The sequence below is a fragment of the Stenotrophomonas sp. CS3K5 genome (assembly GCF_059515225.1).
The window spans coordinates 132852-149424 of sequence record NZ_JCAKRX010000001.1; the positions used below are offsets into that span (position 1 = coordinate 132852).

Consider the following 16573-nt stretch of genomic DNA (forward strand, 5'->3'; position numbering starts at 1 on the left):
TCTCTCATCGACGGACCTGCCCATGCGCTGGAGCATCCTGTGTGACTTCGATGGCACCATCAGCCTCGAAGATGTCATCGACTCGCTGCTGGAAAAGTACGGCCAGCCGGGCTGGCAGGAACTGGAGGCACAGTGGAAGGCCGGCGTCATCGGCTCGCGTGAATGCATGAAGGGCCAGGTGCGGCTGTTGAAGCTGGACCCGGCCACGCTCGATGCACATCTGGACCAGGTGCGGATCGATCCGGGATTTGCTGCCTTCGTCACCCGCGCTGCGCAGCTGGGCCTGCCGCTGCGCATTGTCAGCGACGGCCTGGATTACGCGATCCACCGCATCCTCGCCAACCACGGCCTGCCGCGGCTACCGGTGGTGGCCAACCACCTGCGCTGGTGCGAAGACCACTGGGAACTGGAATCGCCGTACCAGGCCGAAGGTTGCCGCAGCGGTACCTGCAAGTGCACCTGCGCCGCGCAGGCGCGTGCCAACGAAGCACCGCGCGTGCTGATGATCGGCGACGGCAGCTCGGATTTCTGCGTCTCCGAAGATGCCGACTTCGTGTTCGCCAAGCGCCGCCTGATCACCCATTGCACGAATGCCGGCATCGCGCATGCCGCCATCGATACCTTCCACGATGCAATCGAACTGTTGCCGCGCCTGCTCGATGGCAGCCTGCTGCAGCCTCGTCACGTCGACGCCAGCCCGCAGCCGACCGCACTGCCGCTGCTGCTGGCCACCGCCTGAGCACTTCTTCCAAGCACGCCCCCCCTGTTGCCCCTTTCGAACGTCCTTCACGGAACCGAACTGCATGAACATTTTTGACAAAAACGCCGACGCCGCTGCCTCCGATGCGCAGCTGCTGGCCGACGAAGCCCGCTACAGCTCCTTCGGCGACACCGTCCACTACGTCGACCCGCCGAAGATCTTCCAGCGCGGCGAAGGCAGCTACATGTTCGACGGTGCGGGCGTGCCCTATCTCGACCTGCAGATGTGGTACTCGGCCTGCAACTTCGGCTACAGCAACCAGCGCCTGAACGATGCGCTGAAGGACCAGATCGACACCCTGCCGCAGGTCGCCAGCCAGTACCTGCACCCAACCCGCGTGCAGCTGGCCAAGACCATTGCGATGGACATGCACGACAAGTTCGGCCTCGACGGCCGCGTGCACTTCAACGTCGGCGGCGCGCAGGCCATCGAAGACTCGCTGAAGATCGTGCGCAACGCGCGCGGCGGCAAGAGCCTGATGTTCGCCTTCGAAGGCGGCTACCACGGCCGCACCCTGGGCGCGTCCTCGATCACCTCCAGCTACCGCTACCGCCGCCGCTACGGCCACTTCGGCGAGCGCGCGATGTTCATCCCGTTCCCGTACCCGTTCCGTCGCCCGAAGGGCATGACCCCGGACGAGTATTCCGACCACTGCGTGTGGCAGTTCGAGCGCCTGTTCGAAAGCGAATACAACGGCGTGTGGGATCCCAAGGTCGGCCAGGCCGAGTACGCCGCGTTCTACGTCGAGCCGATCCAGGGCACCGGCGGCTACGTCATCCCGCCACGCAACTTCTTCACCGGCCTCAAGCGCGTGCTGGACAAGTACGGCATCCTGATGGTCGTCGATGAGATCCAGATGGGCTTCTGGCGCACCGGCAAGCTGTGGTCGATCGAGCACTTCGGCGTGACCCCGGACGTGCTGGTGTTCGGCAAGGCGCTGACCAACGGCCTGAACCCGCTGTCGGGCCTGTGGGCGCGCGAAGAGCTGATCAACCCGACCGTGTTCCCGCCGGGCTCCACCCACTCCACCTTCAACTCCAACCCGCTGGGCACCCGCCTGGGCCTGGAAGTGCTGAAGCTGGGCAAGGAAATGGACTACGAGCGCACCGTGCCGGAGAAGGGCGCGTACTTCCTCGATGGCCTGCGTGGCCTGCAGAAGCGCCACCCGGAAATCGGCGACGTCGACGGCCTGGGCCTGGCCCTGCGCGCCGAGATCTGCCAGGCCGACGGCTACACACCGAACAAGGAACTGCTGGACCGCATGGTCGACATCGGCCTGGCCGGTGATCTGCTGCATGATGGCAAGCGCATGGGCCTCGTGCTCGATGTGGGTGGCTGGTACAAGAACGTGATCACCTTCGCGCCGTCGCTGGACATCAGCTATGAAGAGATCGATCTGGCGATCACCCTGCTCGACCAGGCGCTGACCAAGGCCAAGGGCTGAGGCCGCATGCGCTGCCGGTTCCTGTGCCGATGGAGATGACCCTACGCGCCTCCAGCACCGCGCTGGAACCGGCCGTGCTGCTGGAGGGCTTCCTGGCCCACCCGCCGCTCGGTTTCGAAGCGAGCCGCCTGCCCAGCGGCCTGCCGACCTTCCGTGCGCCGCTGGACCTGACCACCACGATGGACGACGAACTGCGCGGCAGGCTGCTCGGCCTGCCGCTGTCGCGCCTGTGGCGGCCGTGGATCACCTGGAAGACCCGCTTCGTCGGTGCCACCAGCACCGAGTACACCCCGCTGCCGGCACACGTCGCGCCGGAGGCGCTGGCCGAGGACGTGACGCGTCACGCGATCGGCGATACCCGGCTGCTGGTGGTCAAGGACCTGGCGATCGATTCACCACTGCTGGACGACGCGGCCAACGCGCACAGTGCTGCCTTCCTGCAGGCATTGCTGGCGCGCGGCTTCGTTGAACTGGAAGGCATGCCGCTGGCCTGGGTGGCGATCGATTTCGATTCGATCGACGGCTATCTCGGCCGCCTGTCGTCCTCGCGCCGCAAGAACATCCGGCGCAAGCTGCGCTCGCGCGTGGACCTGCAGATCGACTGCATCGCCACCGGTGATCCGGCCTTGGCCGACCCACGGCTGCAGGCAGAACTGCATGCGCTGTACCTGGCCGTGTACGCGCAGAGTGCAGTGCACTTCGACCAGCTCGACCTGCCCTACTTCCAGCACCTGCTGGCCGACAGCCACGGCCAGGGACGCATGTTCCTGTACCGTCACCAGGGCCGGCTGATCGGCTGGAACCTGTGCTACGTGCATGCCGGCAAGCTGGTGGACAAGTACATCGGCCTGGCCTATCCGCAGTCGCGCGAGCACAACCTGTACGCGGTCAGCTGGATGCACAACCTCGAGTACGCCCTGCAGCACGGCCTCAGCCACTACGTGGCGGGCTGGACCGATTCGCGGATCAAGGCCGAACTTGGCGCGCGCTTCACCTCCACCCGGCACGCGATCCACGCCCGCTCACCGCTGCTGCGCGCCGCGTTGCGCAGGTTGGCCCCGCATCTGCAGGGCGAACCGGATGGAGGCGGTTGAGCGATGCTGTTGCGTTCTCCGCTGATCCTGGATCTGGACGGTGGCGTGCTGCCGCTGCCGCAGGCACAGACCGTGGCGCTGCCGCACTGGCACGACCCGCTGCGCTTCGCCTGCAGCAACACCACCCTGGCGCGTTTCAGCGCTGAAGTGCTGGCACCGCTGCCTGCGCAGCTCGGCACGGTGATGCTCGGCAGTGGCGACTTCCACCATCTCAGCCTGCCCCTGCTGCAGCGCATGCGCATACGACCGCCGTTCCAGCTGGTGGTTCTGGACAACCATCCGGACAACATGCGCTTTCCGTTGGGCATGCACTGCGGTTCATGGGTGAACGCCGCCAGCAAGCTGCCGCAGATCTCCCACATTCACGTGCTGGGCATCACCTCCAGCGACATCGGCCTCGGCCATGCCTGGGAGAACCACTGGCGCCCGCTGCTGGGCGGCCGCCTGACCTACTGGTGCATGGACGTGGACGTGAGCTGGGGCCACCGCCTCGCCATGGGCCACGCGTTCCGCCGCTTCGAGCACCCCGAGGCGCTGGTGGCGGCGTTCGCCGCCGAGCAGGCCGCGTCGCCGCAGCCGACCTATCTTTCGATCGACAAGGATGTGTTCGCCGAAGAAGTGGCGCGCAGCAACTGGGACCAGGGCCGGTTCCAGCTGGAAGACGCCCTGGTGGTGATCGAGGCGCTGCGTGCCGGCGGCCTGGTCGGCAGTGACATCACCGGTGAAGTCTCGCAGGCCAACTATCGCAGCCGCTTCAAGCGCTGGCTGTCATCACTGGACGGCCAGCCCGACATCCGTGCCGACGAACTTCCTGCCTGGCAGGCCCGGCATCAGCAGGTGAACCGCGAACTGCTGGCGGCGATGGCGGCAGTGCCAACGGCCTGTTGACCGCGGCCGCTGGCCGGCGACCGCGGTGTTCCCACGCTCACGAGAATGCCGACCAGCGGCCGGCACTACACTGGCGCTCCCGCCCCAGGAGCCGCCGCCATGCCCCAGACCGTCATCCCGCAGCTGCGCATGCGCCACGCCGACACCACCCTGCCGTTCTACGTGCAGGGGCTGGGCTTCGTGGTCGACTGGGAACACCGCTTCGAGCCCGGTTTCCCGCTGTTCGCCCAGCTCACCCGCGATAACCAGACGATCTTCCTCACCGAACACAGCGGCGACTGTGAGGCAGGCGGCGCGGTGTACTTCATCGTCGAGGACGTCGACGCGCTGTACCGCGCCTTCAGCGCGGCCGGTGTGCCGATCGAGCAGCCCCCGCATGACACCGGGTGGGGTAGCCGCGAGATGCTGTTGCGCGACCCCGACGGCAACCGCCTGCGCTTTGCCACCGACGCCGGCTGAACGACGGGGACTTGAGGTGAATATATGAAGCATATACGCTTCGTATATTCACCCCAGCAGGACCTCCCATGGGCATCGTCAACATCGATGACACCCTGCACGACCAGTTGCGCCGTGCCTGCACCGTCTCCAGCCGCTCGATCAACGCCCAGGCCAACTTCTGGATCCGGGTCGGCATGCTGTGCGAGATGAACCCGACGCTGAGCTTCCAGGACATCGTCGCCAGCGAGCTGCGCGCGGCCGGCGTCCAGCCCCAGTCGTTGGCGCCCGGGCGGGCCTGACATGGCGATGATCAAGCAGCCGCACGAAATCGCGCTGATGGCCGAATCCGGTCGCCTGCTGGCGCAGGTGTTTGCCGCGCTCGATCAACTGCCGCTGCAGGGCCGCAGCACGATGCAGATCAATGAATTCGTCGAGCGCATGATCGTCGACGAGCTGCGCGCGCGCCCGGCCAGCAAGGGCCAGTACGGCTTCCCGTATGTGCTCAACACTTCGATCGACAACGTGATCTGCCACGGCGTTCCCAGCACCGCCGACGTGCTGCGCAGCGGTCAGATCGTCAACCTCGACATCACTCTGGAAAAGAACGGCTACATCGCCGATTCCAGCACCACCTACCTGGTCGGTGAGGTCGACTACGCCGCACGCCGGCTGGTGCAGACCACCTACCAGGCAATGTGGAAGGGCATCGCTGCCGTGCGCCCCGGCGCGCGGCTGGGTGACATCGGCCACGCCATCGCCCGTCACGCACGCAGCCACGGCTACAGCGTGGTGAAGGAGTACTGCGGCCACGGCATCGGCCAGGAAATGCACGAGGAGCCGCAGATCCTGCATTACGGCCATCCCAACACCGGCATGGTGCTGGAGGAAGGCATGGTGTTCACCATCGAGCCGATGCTCAACCAGGGCAAGCCAGCCATCCGCCAGCAGCCGGACGAATGGCCGGTCTACACCCGCGACGGCAAGCTGTCGGCGCAGTTCGAGCACACCGTGGCAGTTACCCGCAATGGCGTGCGCGTACTGACCCTGCGCCCCGGCGAAGCGCCGCTGTGCGCGCTGGATCATGCCGCCTAGAGCGGACGCAGCAACAGCAGCGTGGCCAGGCAGAACATGAACACCGCCACGCCCGCGTCCAGCACCCGCCAGGCGGTGGGATTGCGGAACATCGGTTGCAGCAGCCGAGCGCCATAGCCCAGCGTGCAGAACCAGGCCACGCTGGCCACACAGGCACCGGCAGCGAACGCCCAGCGCAGCTGGCCCGGATAGCGCGTGGACAGGCTGCCCAGCAGCACCACCGTATCCAGATACACATGCGGATTGAGCAGGGTGAAGGCCAGGCAGGCCAACAGCACCTGCCCTCGGCTACCGCCCTGCGCGTCGTCCGCGGCCAGTGCACCGCCACCGCGCCAGGCGCGCAACCCGGCCTGCAGGCCATACCAGAGCAGGAACGCGGCACCGCCAAAGCGCAGTACCTGCAGCAGCAGCGGCCATTGCATCACCAGCGCGCCCATGCCGCCCACGCCGGCCAGAATCAACGCAATGTCCGCGCCCGCGCAGGCCAGCACCACTGTCCCCACGTGGCGGCGTTGCAACCCCTGGCGCAGCACGAAGGCATTCTGCGCGCCAATGGCGATGATCAGGCCGGCGCCTGCAAGCAGGCCGGCGACGGTGGCGGCAATCCACATCGGGAAGGACCGGGCAGCGAAGGGATGCGCAGGGTGCGGCCAGCGCCCGGATAAGATAAACTGATTCTTCTTTATCCTGTGCAGAAAAACTGAAGAGCCCCCTGCATGGACCTGGTACACCCGCAACTGGCTGCGTTCGCGGCCGTGCTGGAGGAAGGCAGTTTCGAGGCCGCTGCACGCCGCCTGTCGATCAGCCCCTCGGCCCTGTCGCAACGGATAAAGGCACTGGAGGACCGGCTCGGCCAGGTGCTGCTGGTGCGGCAGGCGCCCTGCCGCCCGACGGCCGCTGGCGAGGCACTGCTGCGCCGGGTGCGGCCAATGCAGGCGCTGGAGGCCGAGGCGCTGGCCGAGCTGCTGCCCGAGCGCGGCAACGACGCCGCGCGCACACCGATCCCGCTGGCGGTCAATGACGATTCGCTCGATACCTGGTTCGTGCCGGCCATCGCCGACCTGCACCAGCGTCATGGTTACCTGTTCGACCTGCGCATGGACGACCAGGACCACACCCTGGACCTGCTGCGCGATGGCAGCGTGCTCGGCGCGGTCACCGCCGAAAGCCAACCGGTGAAGGGCTGCAACGTGCACCCGCTCGGTGCCATGCGCTACCACGCCATCGCCTCGCCCGGCTTCGCCCGCCAGTACTTTGATCAGGGCATGCAGGCTGCGGCGCTGGCCCACGCACCGATGCTGGTGTTCAACCGCAAGGATGAACTGCAGTGGCGCTTCGTGCGGCGGCTGACCCGCGCGCGGCTGCAGCCACCGCTACACTACCTGCCCTCCTCCACCGGCTTCGTCGAAGCTGCGGCATGCGGACTCGGCTGGGGCATGGCCCCGGAAACGCTGGTCGCACCTGCAGTTCACTCCGGCCGCGTGGTGGTACTGGAACCCCGCCGCTGGCTCGATGTGCCGTTGTACTGGCAGCATGCGGCCGTGCGCTCAAGCACGCTGCAGCACATCACCCAGGCGCTTCGCGCCGCCGCCAGCGGTACCCTTCGTTGAGGACCACACGATGACCGCAGACCCGGGCTTCACGCCTCGCGCACTACCGTTTGCGCACTTCTTCACCATTGGGACGGCATGGGCGTGATCGGCCGACGTACAAGGACGCAGCGCGCGACGGCCGCACTGGCGCTGGCTCTGCTGGCCTGCCTGCCGCTGGCTGCGCCGGCGCAGGACAGTACCGCCGCTGTACCGGCACTGGACTGGGAACAGGCACGGCAACGGCTGGAACAGGTCTCCGATGCGCTGGCCGCGTCTGATGCGGCGGTACGCAACAAGCAGGACCTGCAGGAGGCGACGCGTCTGCTGCGCCTGCCGGAGATCACCGGTGAAGTGCGCCGCCTGCAGTTCCAGAAGACCCTGACCCTGCCACTGGGGTCGCTGGCACCGGTGGCCGAAGCCTTCGGCATCGACTCGCCGCTGTCGTTCACCGAACGCGACTGGCGCACCCGTCCGGTGGTGACTGCGGTGCTGCCGCTGTACACCGGTGGTGTGATCCCGGCCGCGCAGCGTGCCGCCAGCGCTGCCCACGAACAAGCCAGCGCCGAGCGCGAAGCACAACGCCAATCGCTGACCGTGCAGCTGGCCCAGGCCTATTTCGGCCAGCGCCTGGCCGAACAGGCCGTGGACGTGCGTCGCGACGTGCGCGATGGCCTCAACCGCCACCTCTCCGATGCCGAGAAGCTGGAACGTGAGGGCTTCGCCACGCGCGCACAGCGTCTGCAGGCCACCGTGGCCCGCGACAAGGCCGAGCGCGAGTACCAGAAGACGGTGAACGATCTGGCCACGCTGAAGGCCGCGCTGTCCACGCTGCTGCGCAGCGGTGGCGAGGTGCAGCCGGTATCGCCGCTGTTCGTGCAGCGGGTGCCACTGCAACCCGTCGCCAGCTTCGAGCGCACCGCCCAGGCACGCCAACCGCAGATCGCACGCCTGCGAGCGATGGTGGCGCAGGCCGAACAGGGCGTACGCGTGCAGCAGGCCAAGCTGAAACCGCAGATCTTCGCCTTCGGCCAGTACGACTTCCGCCGTCGCGACGAGATGCTGACCGATCCGGACTGGGCGTTCGGCATCGGCCTGAAGTACACCTTCCTGTCGCCGAACTCGCGGCCGGCGCAGATCAGCGCCGCGCGTGCACAACAGGAACAGGCCGAAGCCGGCCTGCGCGAGGCCGAGAACCAGGTCGCGCTGGGCGTGCGCAAGGCGTGGAACGAACTGGAAACCGCGCGCCAGCAGTTCGTGCTGCTCGACAGCAGCATCGCCCAGGCCCAGGAAAACCTGCGCCTGCAGGAACTGGCGTTCCGCGAAGGCCAGGCCACCTCGCTGGATGTGATCGACGCGCGGCTCGGCCTCGGTGGCGCCCGTGTCGAGCGTGCGCAGGCTGCTTACCAATACGATATTGCGCTGGCACAGTTGCTGGAGATCAGTGGACAGATGGACCGTTTCGAGGAATTCCGGCGGCGTGCGGACGAGGTGATCGACCATGAGTGATGTGCTGCACGACGAAGCGACGACGCCCCCGGGCAAGCGCCGGATGGGCCCGATTCTAGCGGTGGTGCTGCTGGTCGTGGTGGTGCTCGGGCTGTGGCTGGCCTGGCGCAGCCCGGCCGACCAGATCCAGGGCATGGCCGATGCGGACACCATCAACGTGGCCGCCAAGATCACTGCGCGCGTGGCCGAACTGAAGGTGCGAGAGGGTGACCGCGTGCAGCCCGGGCAGGTGCTGTTCCTGCTCGACAGCCCCGAAGTGGCCGCCAAGGAACAGCAGGCCCACGGTGCCCTGGCCGCCGCACAGGCGGTGGCCGACAAGGCCGACGAGGGCGCGCGCAGCGAAGACATCCGCGCTGCGGAAGCGAACTGGAAGCGCGCCGAAGCCGGTGCGACGCTGGCCGAAGCCACCTACCAGCGCGTGCAGAACCTGTTCAACGAAGGGGTGATGACCCGGCAGAAGCGCGACGAAGCGCATGCCCAGGCCACCAGTTCGCGCGAACTGGCGCGTGCCGCCCGCGCGCAGTACGACATGGCATTGGCCGGCGCGCGCGAGCAGGACAAGCGCGCCGCGCAGGGCCAGGTGCAGCAGGCGCAGGGCGCGGTGGCCGAGGTCAACGCCGCGCGTGCCGAAGTGGAAGGGCGCGCGCCGATGGCGGGCGAGATCAACAAGCGCATGGCCGACCCGGGCGAACTGGTGCCGGCCGGCTACCCGGTATTCACCCTGGTCGACATCGACCGCATGTGGGTGGCGATGAACCTGCGCGAATCGCAGATGCAGGGCCTGAAGGTCGGCAGCAAGCTGCGCGGCAACGTGCCGGCGCTTGGGCAGGACGCTGAGTTCGAGGTCTATTTCATCAACCCGGCCGGTGACTATGCGACCTGGCGTACCACCCGCCAGTCGTCGGGCTACGACGTTCGCAGCTTCGAGGTGCGGGTGCGCCCGGTACGCCGCATCGAGGGCTTCCGCCCCGGCATGAGCGTGCTGTTCGCATGGCCCCAGCACTGAGCCCGGGCACGGGCGGCTTCGCCGCTTCGTGGCGGCGCGAGCTGCGTGCGATGCGCGGCAACCGCGCCGATCTGATGCTGGTTACCCTGCTGCCGCTGCTGATGCTGGTGCTGATGGCGTGGATGTTCACGCCCTCGGTGATGCGCGATATCCCCATTGCCGTGGTCGATCTTGATCACAGCAGTGACAGCCGCCTGCTGCTGCGCATGCTCGACGCCAGCCCCGGCGTACGCATCGCCAGCCAGCCAGCCGACATGGAGGACGCACGTTCGCAGCTGCGCCGCCTGGACGTGTTCGCGATCGTGCTGGTGCCGCGCGATGTCACCCGGCAGGCGCTGCGTGGCCGACAGGGCACGGTGTTCGCCTATTACAACGCCACCTACATGACCACCGGCCAGTCCGCCGCGCGAGACATCGGCGATGCGGTCTCGGCCTGGAACGCACGCCTGCTGCGCGAACGCATCGGCCTGCAGGTCGGCCCGGGCAAACTGCGTGCAGCACCGATCGCGGTGCAGTCGGACATCCTCTACAACCCGGCGCGCAGCTACGAGCTGTTCCTGCTGCCGCTGATCTTCCCGGCGGTATTGTCGCTGGTGCTGGCACTGGCCGTGGCCGGCAGCCTCGGCCGCGAGATCCGCGATGGCACCCTGCCCGGCTGGCTGGGCCGCACGCCGTGGGCGGCCATCGCCGGCAAGATCACGCCGTACATCCTGCTGTTCTCGCTGTATGGCGCGCTCGGCCTCGGCTACCTGGCGTGGCTGCGTGGTGATGGCGTGGCCGGCAGCGTGCTGCTGCTGGTGCTCGCGCAGCCGTTGTTCTACCTCGCTACCGCCGCCTACGCACTGTTCTTCGTCGGCATCACCCGCGACATGGGCACCGCACTGTCCGCAGTGGGCCTCAGCATCGGCACCGCGCTGGCGTTCTCCAGCGCCACCTTCCCGGTGCTGGACGGTCCATTGTTCACCCGTGTCTGGCATCAGCTGCTGCCGCTCAGCGCCTACATCAAACTGCAGACCCAGCAGCAGTTCATCGGTTCACCGCTGCTGGTCTCGCTGTGGCCGCTGGCCACCTTGCTGCTGATGTCCGTCGTGGCCGGTGGCATCGGCAGCCTGCGCCTGATCGCGTTCGCGCGTACACCCGAAGCCGCACAGCCTGCGGGGGCCGGCGCATGAGTGCACTATGGCGCAGCCTGCGGCAGACCCTGATGGCGGTGCTGTGCGACCGCTACGCGATCGTGGTGATGGTCGGCGCGGTGATCCTGTACTCGTTCTTCTACCCGGCCGCGTATCGCCACCAGGTGGCCGGCAACCTGCCGGTGCTGGTGGTGGACGAAGACCACAGCGCCACCAGCCGCGAACTGCTGCGCAAGCTCGACGCGCTGCGGGTTGCACGTGTGGTCGGGCAACCGGCCGACATCGACAGCGCGCGCCAGCAGCTGGAAGTCGGCCATGCCGAGGGCATCGTGCTGATCCCGGCCAACCTGGAGCGCGACATCCTGCGTGGGCAACCGGCCAAGCTGGTGCTGCTCGGCAACGGTGCGTACCTGGGCCGCGCCAGCTGGGTGCTGGGCAGCGTGGCCGATGCACTGGGCGCGTTCGGGCGGGATGCGGTGGTCGGCCAGGCCGCCTTCATGGGCGCACCGCAGGCACCGCCGGTCACGCTGGTGCAGCGCCCGCTGTACAACACCCAGGAAGGCTATGGCAGCGCTATCGTGCCCGGCGTGGCCGAGCTGATCGTGCACCAGACCCTGTTGATGGGCATCGGCGTGCTGCTCGGCGGCCGCCGCCTCGCGCTGGGGCGGCGACTGCGCTTCGACCTGCCGACGCTGACCGGCATGGCATTGGGCTTTGGCCTGATCGGCCTGTTCGGTCTGTTCTACTACGCCGGCTTCACCGCCTGGGTGCAGGACTATCCGCGCGGTGGCAATCCGCTGGGCCAACTGCTGGGTGGCACCTTGTTCATCGCCGCCACGGTGGCGTTCGGCCTGTTCGTCGGCAGCTTCTTCCGCACCCGCGAACGCGCGTTCCAGTACATCATCGCCACCTCGATCCCGCTGTTCTTCCTGGCCAACCTGTCGTGGCCGGCAGTGATGACGCCGCAACCGCTGGTCTGGCTGGCGCAGCTGCTGCCGACCACTTCCGGCATCAACCTGATGGTGCGCCTGAACCAGATGGACGCCCGCCTGGCCGACGTCAGCCACGAACTGATCACCCTCACCGCCCTGTTGCTGCTCTACGGCAGCCTCGCCGCCCACCGCCTCCTCACCAAAAAAGAGGACGGAGGGGATTAAGTCGTCGGCAAGATTGCGCGATTGCGACTTAATCCCCTCCGTCCCCTTTTCTTAGGGGTCTGGGGCGTACCAGAACGGGATGCGGAACTCGCGGCGACGATCACCTCCGCGCGTGCCGCCCTCCGCATTCCATACCAGCGACAGATCATGCCGCCCCGGCGTCAGCCCAGCCGTTGGCAGATAGCCCACCAGGCCACGCATGTCGAGGTCGCGACGCTCCATCGGCATGAAGTCGTGCAGATCCACCGGCGTACCGTCCAGCTGCACCTGCCATAGCCGCGACAGGCACTCCACTGCCGCATTGGCCGCCTGCATGCCGGTCGCTTCGTTGCGGGCACCCGGCAGCGCGGTGCAGTGCTGGCGGGCCAGCGGGTTGTCACGCTGCGGCCGATGCGGAATAAACACGCGCAGTCGCGAACCGCTGATCGTGTCGGACGGAATCATCGGATACGGCAACAGCTGATCGTGCGCGGAGCGCAGCGACTCGTAGTGCGCACTAAGCATGCCGTGTTCGACCGCTTCATCGGTCATCACCTGATAACGGTTGAACAGCGAGAACTTCAGTGACCCCAGCACCTGCACTCCGCCCAGCACCATCGCCACCATTACCGCCAGCAGGTAGCCCACCATGAACGAACGCGAGCGCAGGTTGCTCTGCAACGTCAACTGCATCGCCTGCATCAGACGCAGCAGGGGAATGCGCTGCATGGCCCCCAGAAAGCGCTGCAGCCAGCGTTGCTGACGATCGGAGGACTGGCCGCGCCGCTGCCGGCGTGCAATGGCACGTTCCAGCACCGCCGGCACCAGCGCGAGCGCGAACAGGCTGCTCAGCACCGTTGCCACCACCGTCATGCCGACGCGCTCCGCCCCCCCGGCCAGTGCGCTGATCGCCATCGCCGCGCACAGCGTGAGCACGGCAACCACCAGGGTGCCCGCCAGCGTCTGCACCGCCAGCAGCGTGGTGGAGAAGAGCAGCGTGGCCAGGCGGTCGGCGCGCTCGATGCTGCCGTCCAGGCCGCCGTCGCGGGCCTTGAGGAAAGCACGCGATACCGGGCCCATCTGCTGCAGCCGCTCCCAGTCGATGCCCTTGGGAAAGTGCGATTTCAACCCGATCAGCCCGATCCAGTAGCCGCGCACGGTCAGGTGCGCGATCAGCGCCACCGCCAGTACGTAGCACATGCCTACGCTGATGCTGAAACCAAACCAGAGCACCTGGAAGTACATGCCTTCGGTGTGCAGGCTGCTGCGCGCCCAGGCATCAAACAGGTAACCGGGCACCGCCAACAGCGCAAACGCCAGCAGGCCGGAAATGAACAATTCGAGCTCGTCGGTACGCTCGCGCAGTCGGCCGAAGCGCGCTGTCGCTTCCGGTGCTGGATCGACCTCGGCAACCGGCGCGCGCGACTCAGCCAGGGGTGATTCGTTCACAGTTCGTTCATCCATTGAAGTCGGCGCAGTATAGACACCGCGCCGCGGCCCGCGATACGGGCCACTTCAACGACGAACGCCGGCTCGGGGCCGGCGTTCGGGACATACGTACTGCGCAATACTGCGGAAGGGGCTGCGCGGGTACAGGCAATCAGCGGTAGACGCGCTCGCAGCGGCGTTCGACCACGCGGTCGCCGTTCTTCTGCTGGCTGTTGCCCTGGATCTGCCGGCCCGCCGCACCACCGGCCACGGCACCGGCCACGGTGGCGAGCTTCTTGCCGTTGCCGCCACCCACCTGGTTGCCCAGCAGGCCACCGATCACCGCGCCGGTCGCCGTGCCGGCAATACGGTTGGGATCGCGCGAGTTGCGCTGCACTTCTACGTTCTTGCAGACCACGCGGCTGCCATCGTTGAAACGGCGTCCCTCATCGCGCGGGCCATAGGTCTGGGCGCCGGCCACCGACGATGCCGCCAGCAGCGTGCCCAGCACAAGCAATCGGGTCGAGGTCTTCATGGCCATCTCCAAGGTTGCGGTATGTCGCAAGTCTCCTCCCGGGGGTGGCAACCGGAAGTGAAATGCGCGTGTCCGCCACCTGATCGGCCATGGCGCGTTCAGGAACAAAGGTGCGCCCACCGCGATCAGCCATCGCGATGGGCGCCGTCTCCCTGCCGGCATGCGCTACCGCTAGAACTCTTCCCAGCCACCTGCATTGGCGGCCAACGTCTGCTCGATGCGTGGCGACAGCGTCGCCGGTCGTCGCACCGGCGCGATCGAGGCGGCCACTGCGGCAAGCGCGCGCGGAACCGATGTGGCCGCAGCAACCGCACCCGTACGGAACACGGCCACGGCCTCGGACAGCAGGTTGGCCTGCTCCGCCATCGAGCGTGCGGCGGCACTGGCTTCTTCCACCAGCGCTGCATTCTGCTGCGTGGTCTCGTCCATCTGCACCACCGCCTGGTTGACCTGCTCGATGCCCGAACTCTGCTCCTGCGAGGCTGCGGAAATGTCGGCCATGATGTCGGTCACGCGCTGCACCGAGGCCACGATCTCGCCCATGGTGGTGCCGGCCTGACGCACCAGTGCCGATCCATCGGCCACCTTGCCCACCGAATCCTCGATCAGCCCCTTGATCTCCTTGGCCGCCCCCGCCGAGCGCTGCGCCAGCGTGCGCACTTCGCTGGCCACCACCGCAAAGCCTCTACCCTGCTCGCCGGCACGCGCGGCTTCCACTGCGGCGTTCAACGCCAGGATGTTGGTCTGGAAGGCGATGCCGTCGATGACGCTGATGATCTCGGCGATCTTCTTCGAAGCGGCTTCGATGGCGGACATGGTGGTCACCACCTGGCCGACCACATCGCCGCCCTGTGTCGCCACGCCATGCGCGCCGATGGCCAGCTGGTTGGCCTGGCGCGCGTGCTCGGCGTTCTGCTTGACGGTGGAGGTCAGTTCCTCCATCGATGCGGCGGTCTCTTCCAGGTTGGCCGCCTGCTGCTCGGTGCGCCGCGACAGGTCGGTATTGCCGGCGGCGATCTCGCCTGCGGCCAGAGTGATGCTCGATGCACTGGACTGGATGCGCCCGACGATCTGCTTGAGCTGATCGACGGTGGCGTTGCAGTCGTCCCGCATGCGCGCGAACACGCCATGGAAGTCACCTTCCATGCGCACGGTCAGGTCGCCGCGCGAGATCGCCTGCAGCAGGGTCGAGACCTGTACCAGATTCTCGTCGGTGGTCTGCATCAGCCGGTTCAGCCCGGCCACCATGTCACCAAACTCGTAGGAGAAGCGCGCTTCATCACCGCGCTGGCTGAAATCGCCGGCGGCCGCTGCAGTCGCCAGCCGGCGGATCTCGCCATTGATCGCCGACAGGCTGCGCTTGGTCTCGTCCATGGCCTGGGTGATCGCCGCCTTCTCGCCCGGCAATGGATCCATGTCCACCGACAGGTCACCGCGCGCGTAATGCTTCATCACCTCGATCAAGCGGTTCTGCACCTGTACGTGCGAGCCCACCAGGGCATTGGTCTCGTGCACCATGCGTCCGTAGTCGCCCGGGAACGCGCTCTCGTCCATGCGATAGCTGAGACTCCCCGCATCGTGCTGGCGGGCCAGCTCGCCCTGTGCCGCCATCACCGCCTGCACCTGGGCCTGCATGCGCTGCATCGACTTCAGCAGCTGGGTCACCTCATCGTTGCCCGAGGCGTCGATGGCAGTGTCCAGGCGTCCGCTGGCGATACCGTCGGCCAGCTTCACCGCCCCGGCCAACGGGCGGGTCAGGCTGCGGGTGATCGCCCAGGCCGCCAATGACCCCAGCAGCAGGCTCAGTGCGCCAAATACCATCGACAGCGTGCCGGTCCAGGCCTCGGTGGCGCGATACTCTTCGCGGCTGCGCGCGGTCAGCGATTCCTGGTGGCGCAGCAGCGCGGAAATGGATTCGTTCCACACAGTCGCCAGACCATGCTCGGCCAGCAGTTCGCGGGCGGCACCGTCGAAATCACCGGCCTTCATGCGTGCATGCAGCTGCCCGGTGGAAACCTCGGTGGCCTTGCGCGCCGCCTCGATTTTCGCCACCAGCGCATCTCCGGTGGCGTCGCGCGGAATCTTGACGTAACGTGCCCATATACCGTCGTAGGTATGCGACAGCTGCAGGGCCTGCTGATAATCCTTGTCGAAATCCTCGCCGCGCTTGATCACCATCAACCGCCGGTGCATCAGCATCGCGTTGTTGGTATCGAGCATGTCGTTCAACAGCCGCATCTTCACCATGTTCACGTCCACCACCTTTTCGAACTGGGCGGACTTGAGGTGATTTCCGTACAGCACCAGGCCGACGATGGCCAGGATGAACAGGAGCAGCAGACCAAACCCGGCACCCAGCCGGGAACCCACACGGAGGTTGCGTAAGGCGAGCATCTCAATTCCCTTGATCATGGCCGTACGATCGATGGCGGCGTGACCGGGAGAATCTTTAAGAGATTTTCTTCATATACCTTCAAGAATATCCTGAACTGTGCGAAGCGGCCTGGGAAATACCCCT

At 67.0% G+C, this 16573-nt stretch carries 16 protein-coding genes; 12 read left to right on the forward strand and 4 right to left on the reverse strand.

The genetic code is table 11. The features are described from left to right. Nucleotides 1–22: 22 nt before the first annotated feature. The 7 genes from AC5YGJ_RS00575 (at nt 23) to map (ending at nt 5719) form a co-directional block, all read left to right on the forward strand. Nucleotides 23–739: an MtnX-like HAD-IB family phosphatase gene (locus AC5YGJ_RS00575; protein WP_496185420.1), complete on the forward strand. Its 717-nt coding sequence runs from the start codon at nt 23–25 to the stop codon at nt 737–739. Between the two features lie 64 nt (nt 740–803). Further along, nucleotides 804–2204: an aspartate aminotransferase family protein gene (locus AC5YGJ_RS00580; RefSeq protein WP_496185421.1), complete on the forward strand. Its 1401-nt coding sequence runs from the start codon at nt 804–806 to the stop codon at nt 2202–2204. 29 nt (nt 2205–2233) lie between these two features. Next, nucleotides 2234–3298 carry a GNAT family N-acetyltransferase gene (locus AC5YGJ_RS00585; RefSeq protein WP_496185422.1) on the forward strand — a complete coding sequence of 355 codons (1065 nt, stop codon included), beginning with the start codon at nt 2234–2236 and terminating at the stop codon, nt 3296–3298. Between the two features lie 3 nt (nt 3299–3301). Then, the gene (locus AC5YGJ_RS00590) at nt 3302–4186 is read left to right on the forward strand and encodes a hypothetical protein (protein ID WP_496185423.1); all 885 of its coding nucleotides are present in this window, start codon (nt 3302–3304) and stop codon (nt 4184–4186) included. Between the two features lie 99 nt (nt 4187–4285). Next, a complete protein-coding gene (locus AC5YGJ_RS00595) occupies nt 4286–4645 on the forward strand; it encodes a bleomycin resistance protein (protein ID WP_496185424.1) in 360 nt (119 codons plus the stop codon). Nucleotides 4646–4713: 68 nt separating this feature from the next. Continuing rightward, entirely contained in the window at nt 4714–4926 is a 213-nt protein-coding gene (locus tag AC5YGJ_RS00600; protein WP_249844653.1) for a ParD-like family protein, read from the forward strand. A 7-nt stretch (nt 4927–4933) separates the two neighbouring features. Next, nucleotides 4934–5719 (forward strand): type I methionyl aminopeptidase, encoded by a 786-nt coding sequence (gene map, locus AC5YGJ_RS00605; protein WP_249844893.1) that lies wholly within the window; start codon nt 4934–4936, stop codon nt 5717–5719. Here map and AC5YGJ_RS00610 read toward each other — a convergent pair. Further along, on the reverse strand, nt 5716–6330 hold the full coding sequence (locus tag AC5YGJ_RS00610; RefSeq protein WP_249844654.1) for a LysE/ArgO family amino acid transporter: 615 nt from the start codon (nt 6328–6330) through the stop codon (nt 5716–5718). The genes map and AC5YGJ_RS00610 overlap by 4 nt on opposite strands. A gap of 105 nt (nt 6331–6435) precedes the next feature. On the opposite strand from AC5YGJ_RS00610, the gene AC5YGJ_RS00615 reads away from it, so the two are divergent. The 5 genes from AC5YGJ_RS00615 to AC5YGJ_RS00635 all read left to right on the forward strand — a co-directional run bounded on the left by AC5YGJ_RS00615 (nt 6436) and on the right by AC5YGJ_RS00635 (nt 12113). Beyond that, nucleotides 6436–7329, forward strand: coding sequence for a LysR family transcriptional regulator ArgP (locus AC5YGJ_RS00615; RefSeq protein WP_409461117.1), 894 nt, complete (start codon nt 6436–6438; stop codon nt 7327–7329). A 78-nt stretch (nt 7330–7407) separates the two neighbouring features. Beyond that, complete coding sequence (locus AC5YGJ_RS00620) at nt 7408–8817, forward strand: TolC family protein (protein WP_309337333.1); 1410 nt, start codon at nt 7408–7410, stop codon at nt 8815–8817. Next, the gene (locus AC5YGJ_RS00625) at nt 8810–9823 is read left to right on the forward strand and encodes an HlyD family secretion protein (protein ID WP_249844657.1); all 1014 of its coding nucleotides are present in this window, start codon (nt 8810–8812) and stop codon (nt 9821–9823) included. Before AC5YGJ_RS00620 ends, AC5YGJ_RS00625 begins: the two co-directional genes overlap by 8 nt. After that, on the forward strand, nt 9808–10995 hold the full coding sequence (locus AC5YGJ_RS00630; RefSeq protein ID WP_496185425.1) for an ABC transporter permease: 1188 nt from the start codon (nt 9808–9810) through the stop codon (nt 10993–10995). The genes AC5YGJ_RS00625 and AC5YGJ_RS00630 overlap by 16 nt, the downstream gene beginning before the upstream one ends. Beyond that, nucleotides 10992–12113: an ABC transporter permease gene (locus AC5YGJ_RS00635; protein WP_496185426.1), complete on the forward strand. Its 1122-nt coding sequence runs from the start codon at nt 10992–10994 to the stop codon at nt 12111–12113. Before AC5YGJ_RS00630 ends, AC5YGJ_RS00635 begins: the two co-directional genes overlap by 4 nt. Before the next feature lie 51 nt (nt 12114–12164). Here the strand turns inward: AC5YGJ_RS00635 and AC5YGJ_RS00640 are convergent, their stop codons facing one another. The 3 genes from AC5YGJ_RS00640 to AC5YGJ_RS00650 form a co-directional block, all read right to left on the reverse strand. Beyond that, nucleotides 12165–13541, reverse strand: a complete 1377-nt coding sequence (locus AC5YGJ_RS00640; protein WP_496185427.1) for a hypothetical protein — start codon at nt 13539–13541, stop codon at nt 12165–12167. Nucleotides 13542–13692: 151 nt separating this feature from the next. Beyond that, a complete protein-coding gene (locus tag AC5YGJ_RS00645) occupies nt 13693–14061 on the reverse strand; it encodes a glycine zipper 2TM domain-containing protein (RefSeq protein WP_014646414.1) in 369 nt (122 codons plus the stop codon). A 165-nt stretch (nt 14062–14226) separates the two neighbouring features. After that, nucleotides 14227–16449 carry a methyl-accepting chemotaxis protein gene (locus AC5YGJ_RS00650; RefSeq protein ID WP_496185428.1) on the reverse strand — a complete coding sequence of 741 codons (2223 nt, stop codon included), beginning with the start codon at nt 16447–16449 and terminating at the stop codon, nt 14227–14229. Nucleotides 16450–16573 lie beyond the last annotated feature (124 nt).

Excerpts from the sequence above, each read along its gene's own strand:
- AC5YGJ_RS00575 (WP_496185420.1), top strand. The coding sequence starts at position 23 with ATGCGCTGGAGCATCCTGTGTGACTTCGATGGCACCATCAGCCTCGAA.
- AC5YGJ_RS00580 (WP_496185421.1), top strand. The coding sequence starts at position 804 with ATGAACATTTTTGACAAAAACGCCGACGCCGCTGCCTCCGATGCGCAG.
- AC5YGJ_RS00585 (WP_496185422.1), top strand. The coding sequence starts at position 2,234 with ATGGAGATGACCCTACGCGCCTCCAGCACCGCGCTGGAACCGGCCGTG.
- AC5YGJ_RS00590 (WP_496185423.1), top strand. The coding sequence starts at position 3,302 with ATGCTGTTGCGTTCTCCGCTGATCCTGGATCTGGACGGTGGCGTGCTG.
- AC5YGJ_RS00595 (WP_496185424.1), top strand. The coding sequence starts at position 4,286 with ATGCCCCAGACCGTCATCCCGCAGCTGCGCATGCGCCACGCCGACACC.
- AC5YGJ_RS00600 (WP_249844653.1), top strand. The coding sequence starts at position 4,714 with ATGGGCATCGTCAACATCGATGACACCCTGCACGACCAGTTGCGCCGT.
- map (WP_249844893.1), top strand. The coding sequence starts at position 4,934 with ATGATCAAGCAGCCGCACGAAATCGCGCTGATGGCCGAATCCGGTCGC.
- AC5YGJ_RS00610 (WP_249844654.1), bottom strand. The coding sequence starts at position 6,330 with ATGTGGATTGCCGCCACCGTCGCCGGCCTGCTTGCAGGCGCCGGCCTG.
- AC5YGJ_RS00615 (WP_409461117.1), top strand. The coding sequence starts at position 6,436 with ATGGACCTGGTACACCCGCAACTGGCTGCGTTCGCGGCCGTGCTGGAG.
- AC5YGJ_RS00620 (WP_309337333.1), top strand. The coding sequence starts at position 7,408 with ATGGGCGTGATCGGCCGACGTACAAGGACGCAGCGCGCGACGGCCGCA.
- AC5YGJ_RS00625 (WP_249844657.1), top strand. The coding sequence starts at position 8,810 with ATGAGTGATGTGCTGCACGACGAAGCGACGACGCCCCCGGGCAAGCGC.
- AC5YGJ_RS00630 (WP_496185425.1), top strand. The coding sequence starts at position 9,808 with ATGGCCCCAGCACTGAGCCCGGGCACGGGCGGCTTCGCCGCTTCGTGG.
- AC5YGJ_RS00635 (WP_496185426.1), top strand. The coding sequence starts at position 10,992 with ATGAGTGCACTATGGCGCAGCCTGCGGCAGACCCTGATGGCGGTGCTG.
- AC5YGJ_RS00645 (WP_014646414.1), bottom strand. The coding sequence starts at position 14,061 with ATGGCCATGAAGACCTCGACCCGATTGCTTGTGCTGGGCACGCTGCTG.
- AC5YGJ_RS00650 (WP_496185428.1), bottom strand. The coding sequence starts at position 16,449 with ATGCTCGCCTTACGCAACCTCCGTGTGGGTTCCCGGCTGGGTGCCGGG.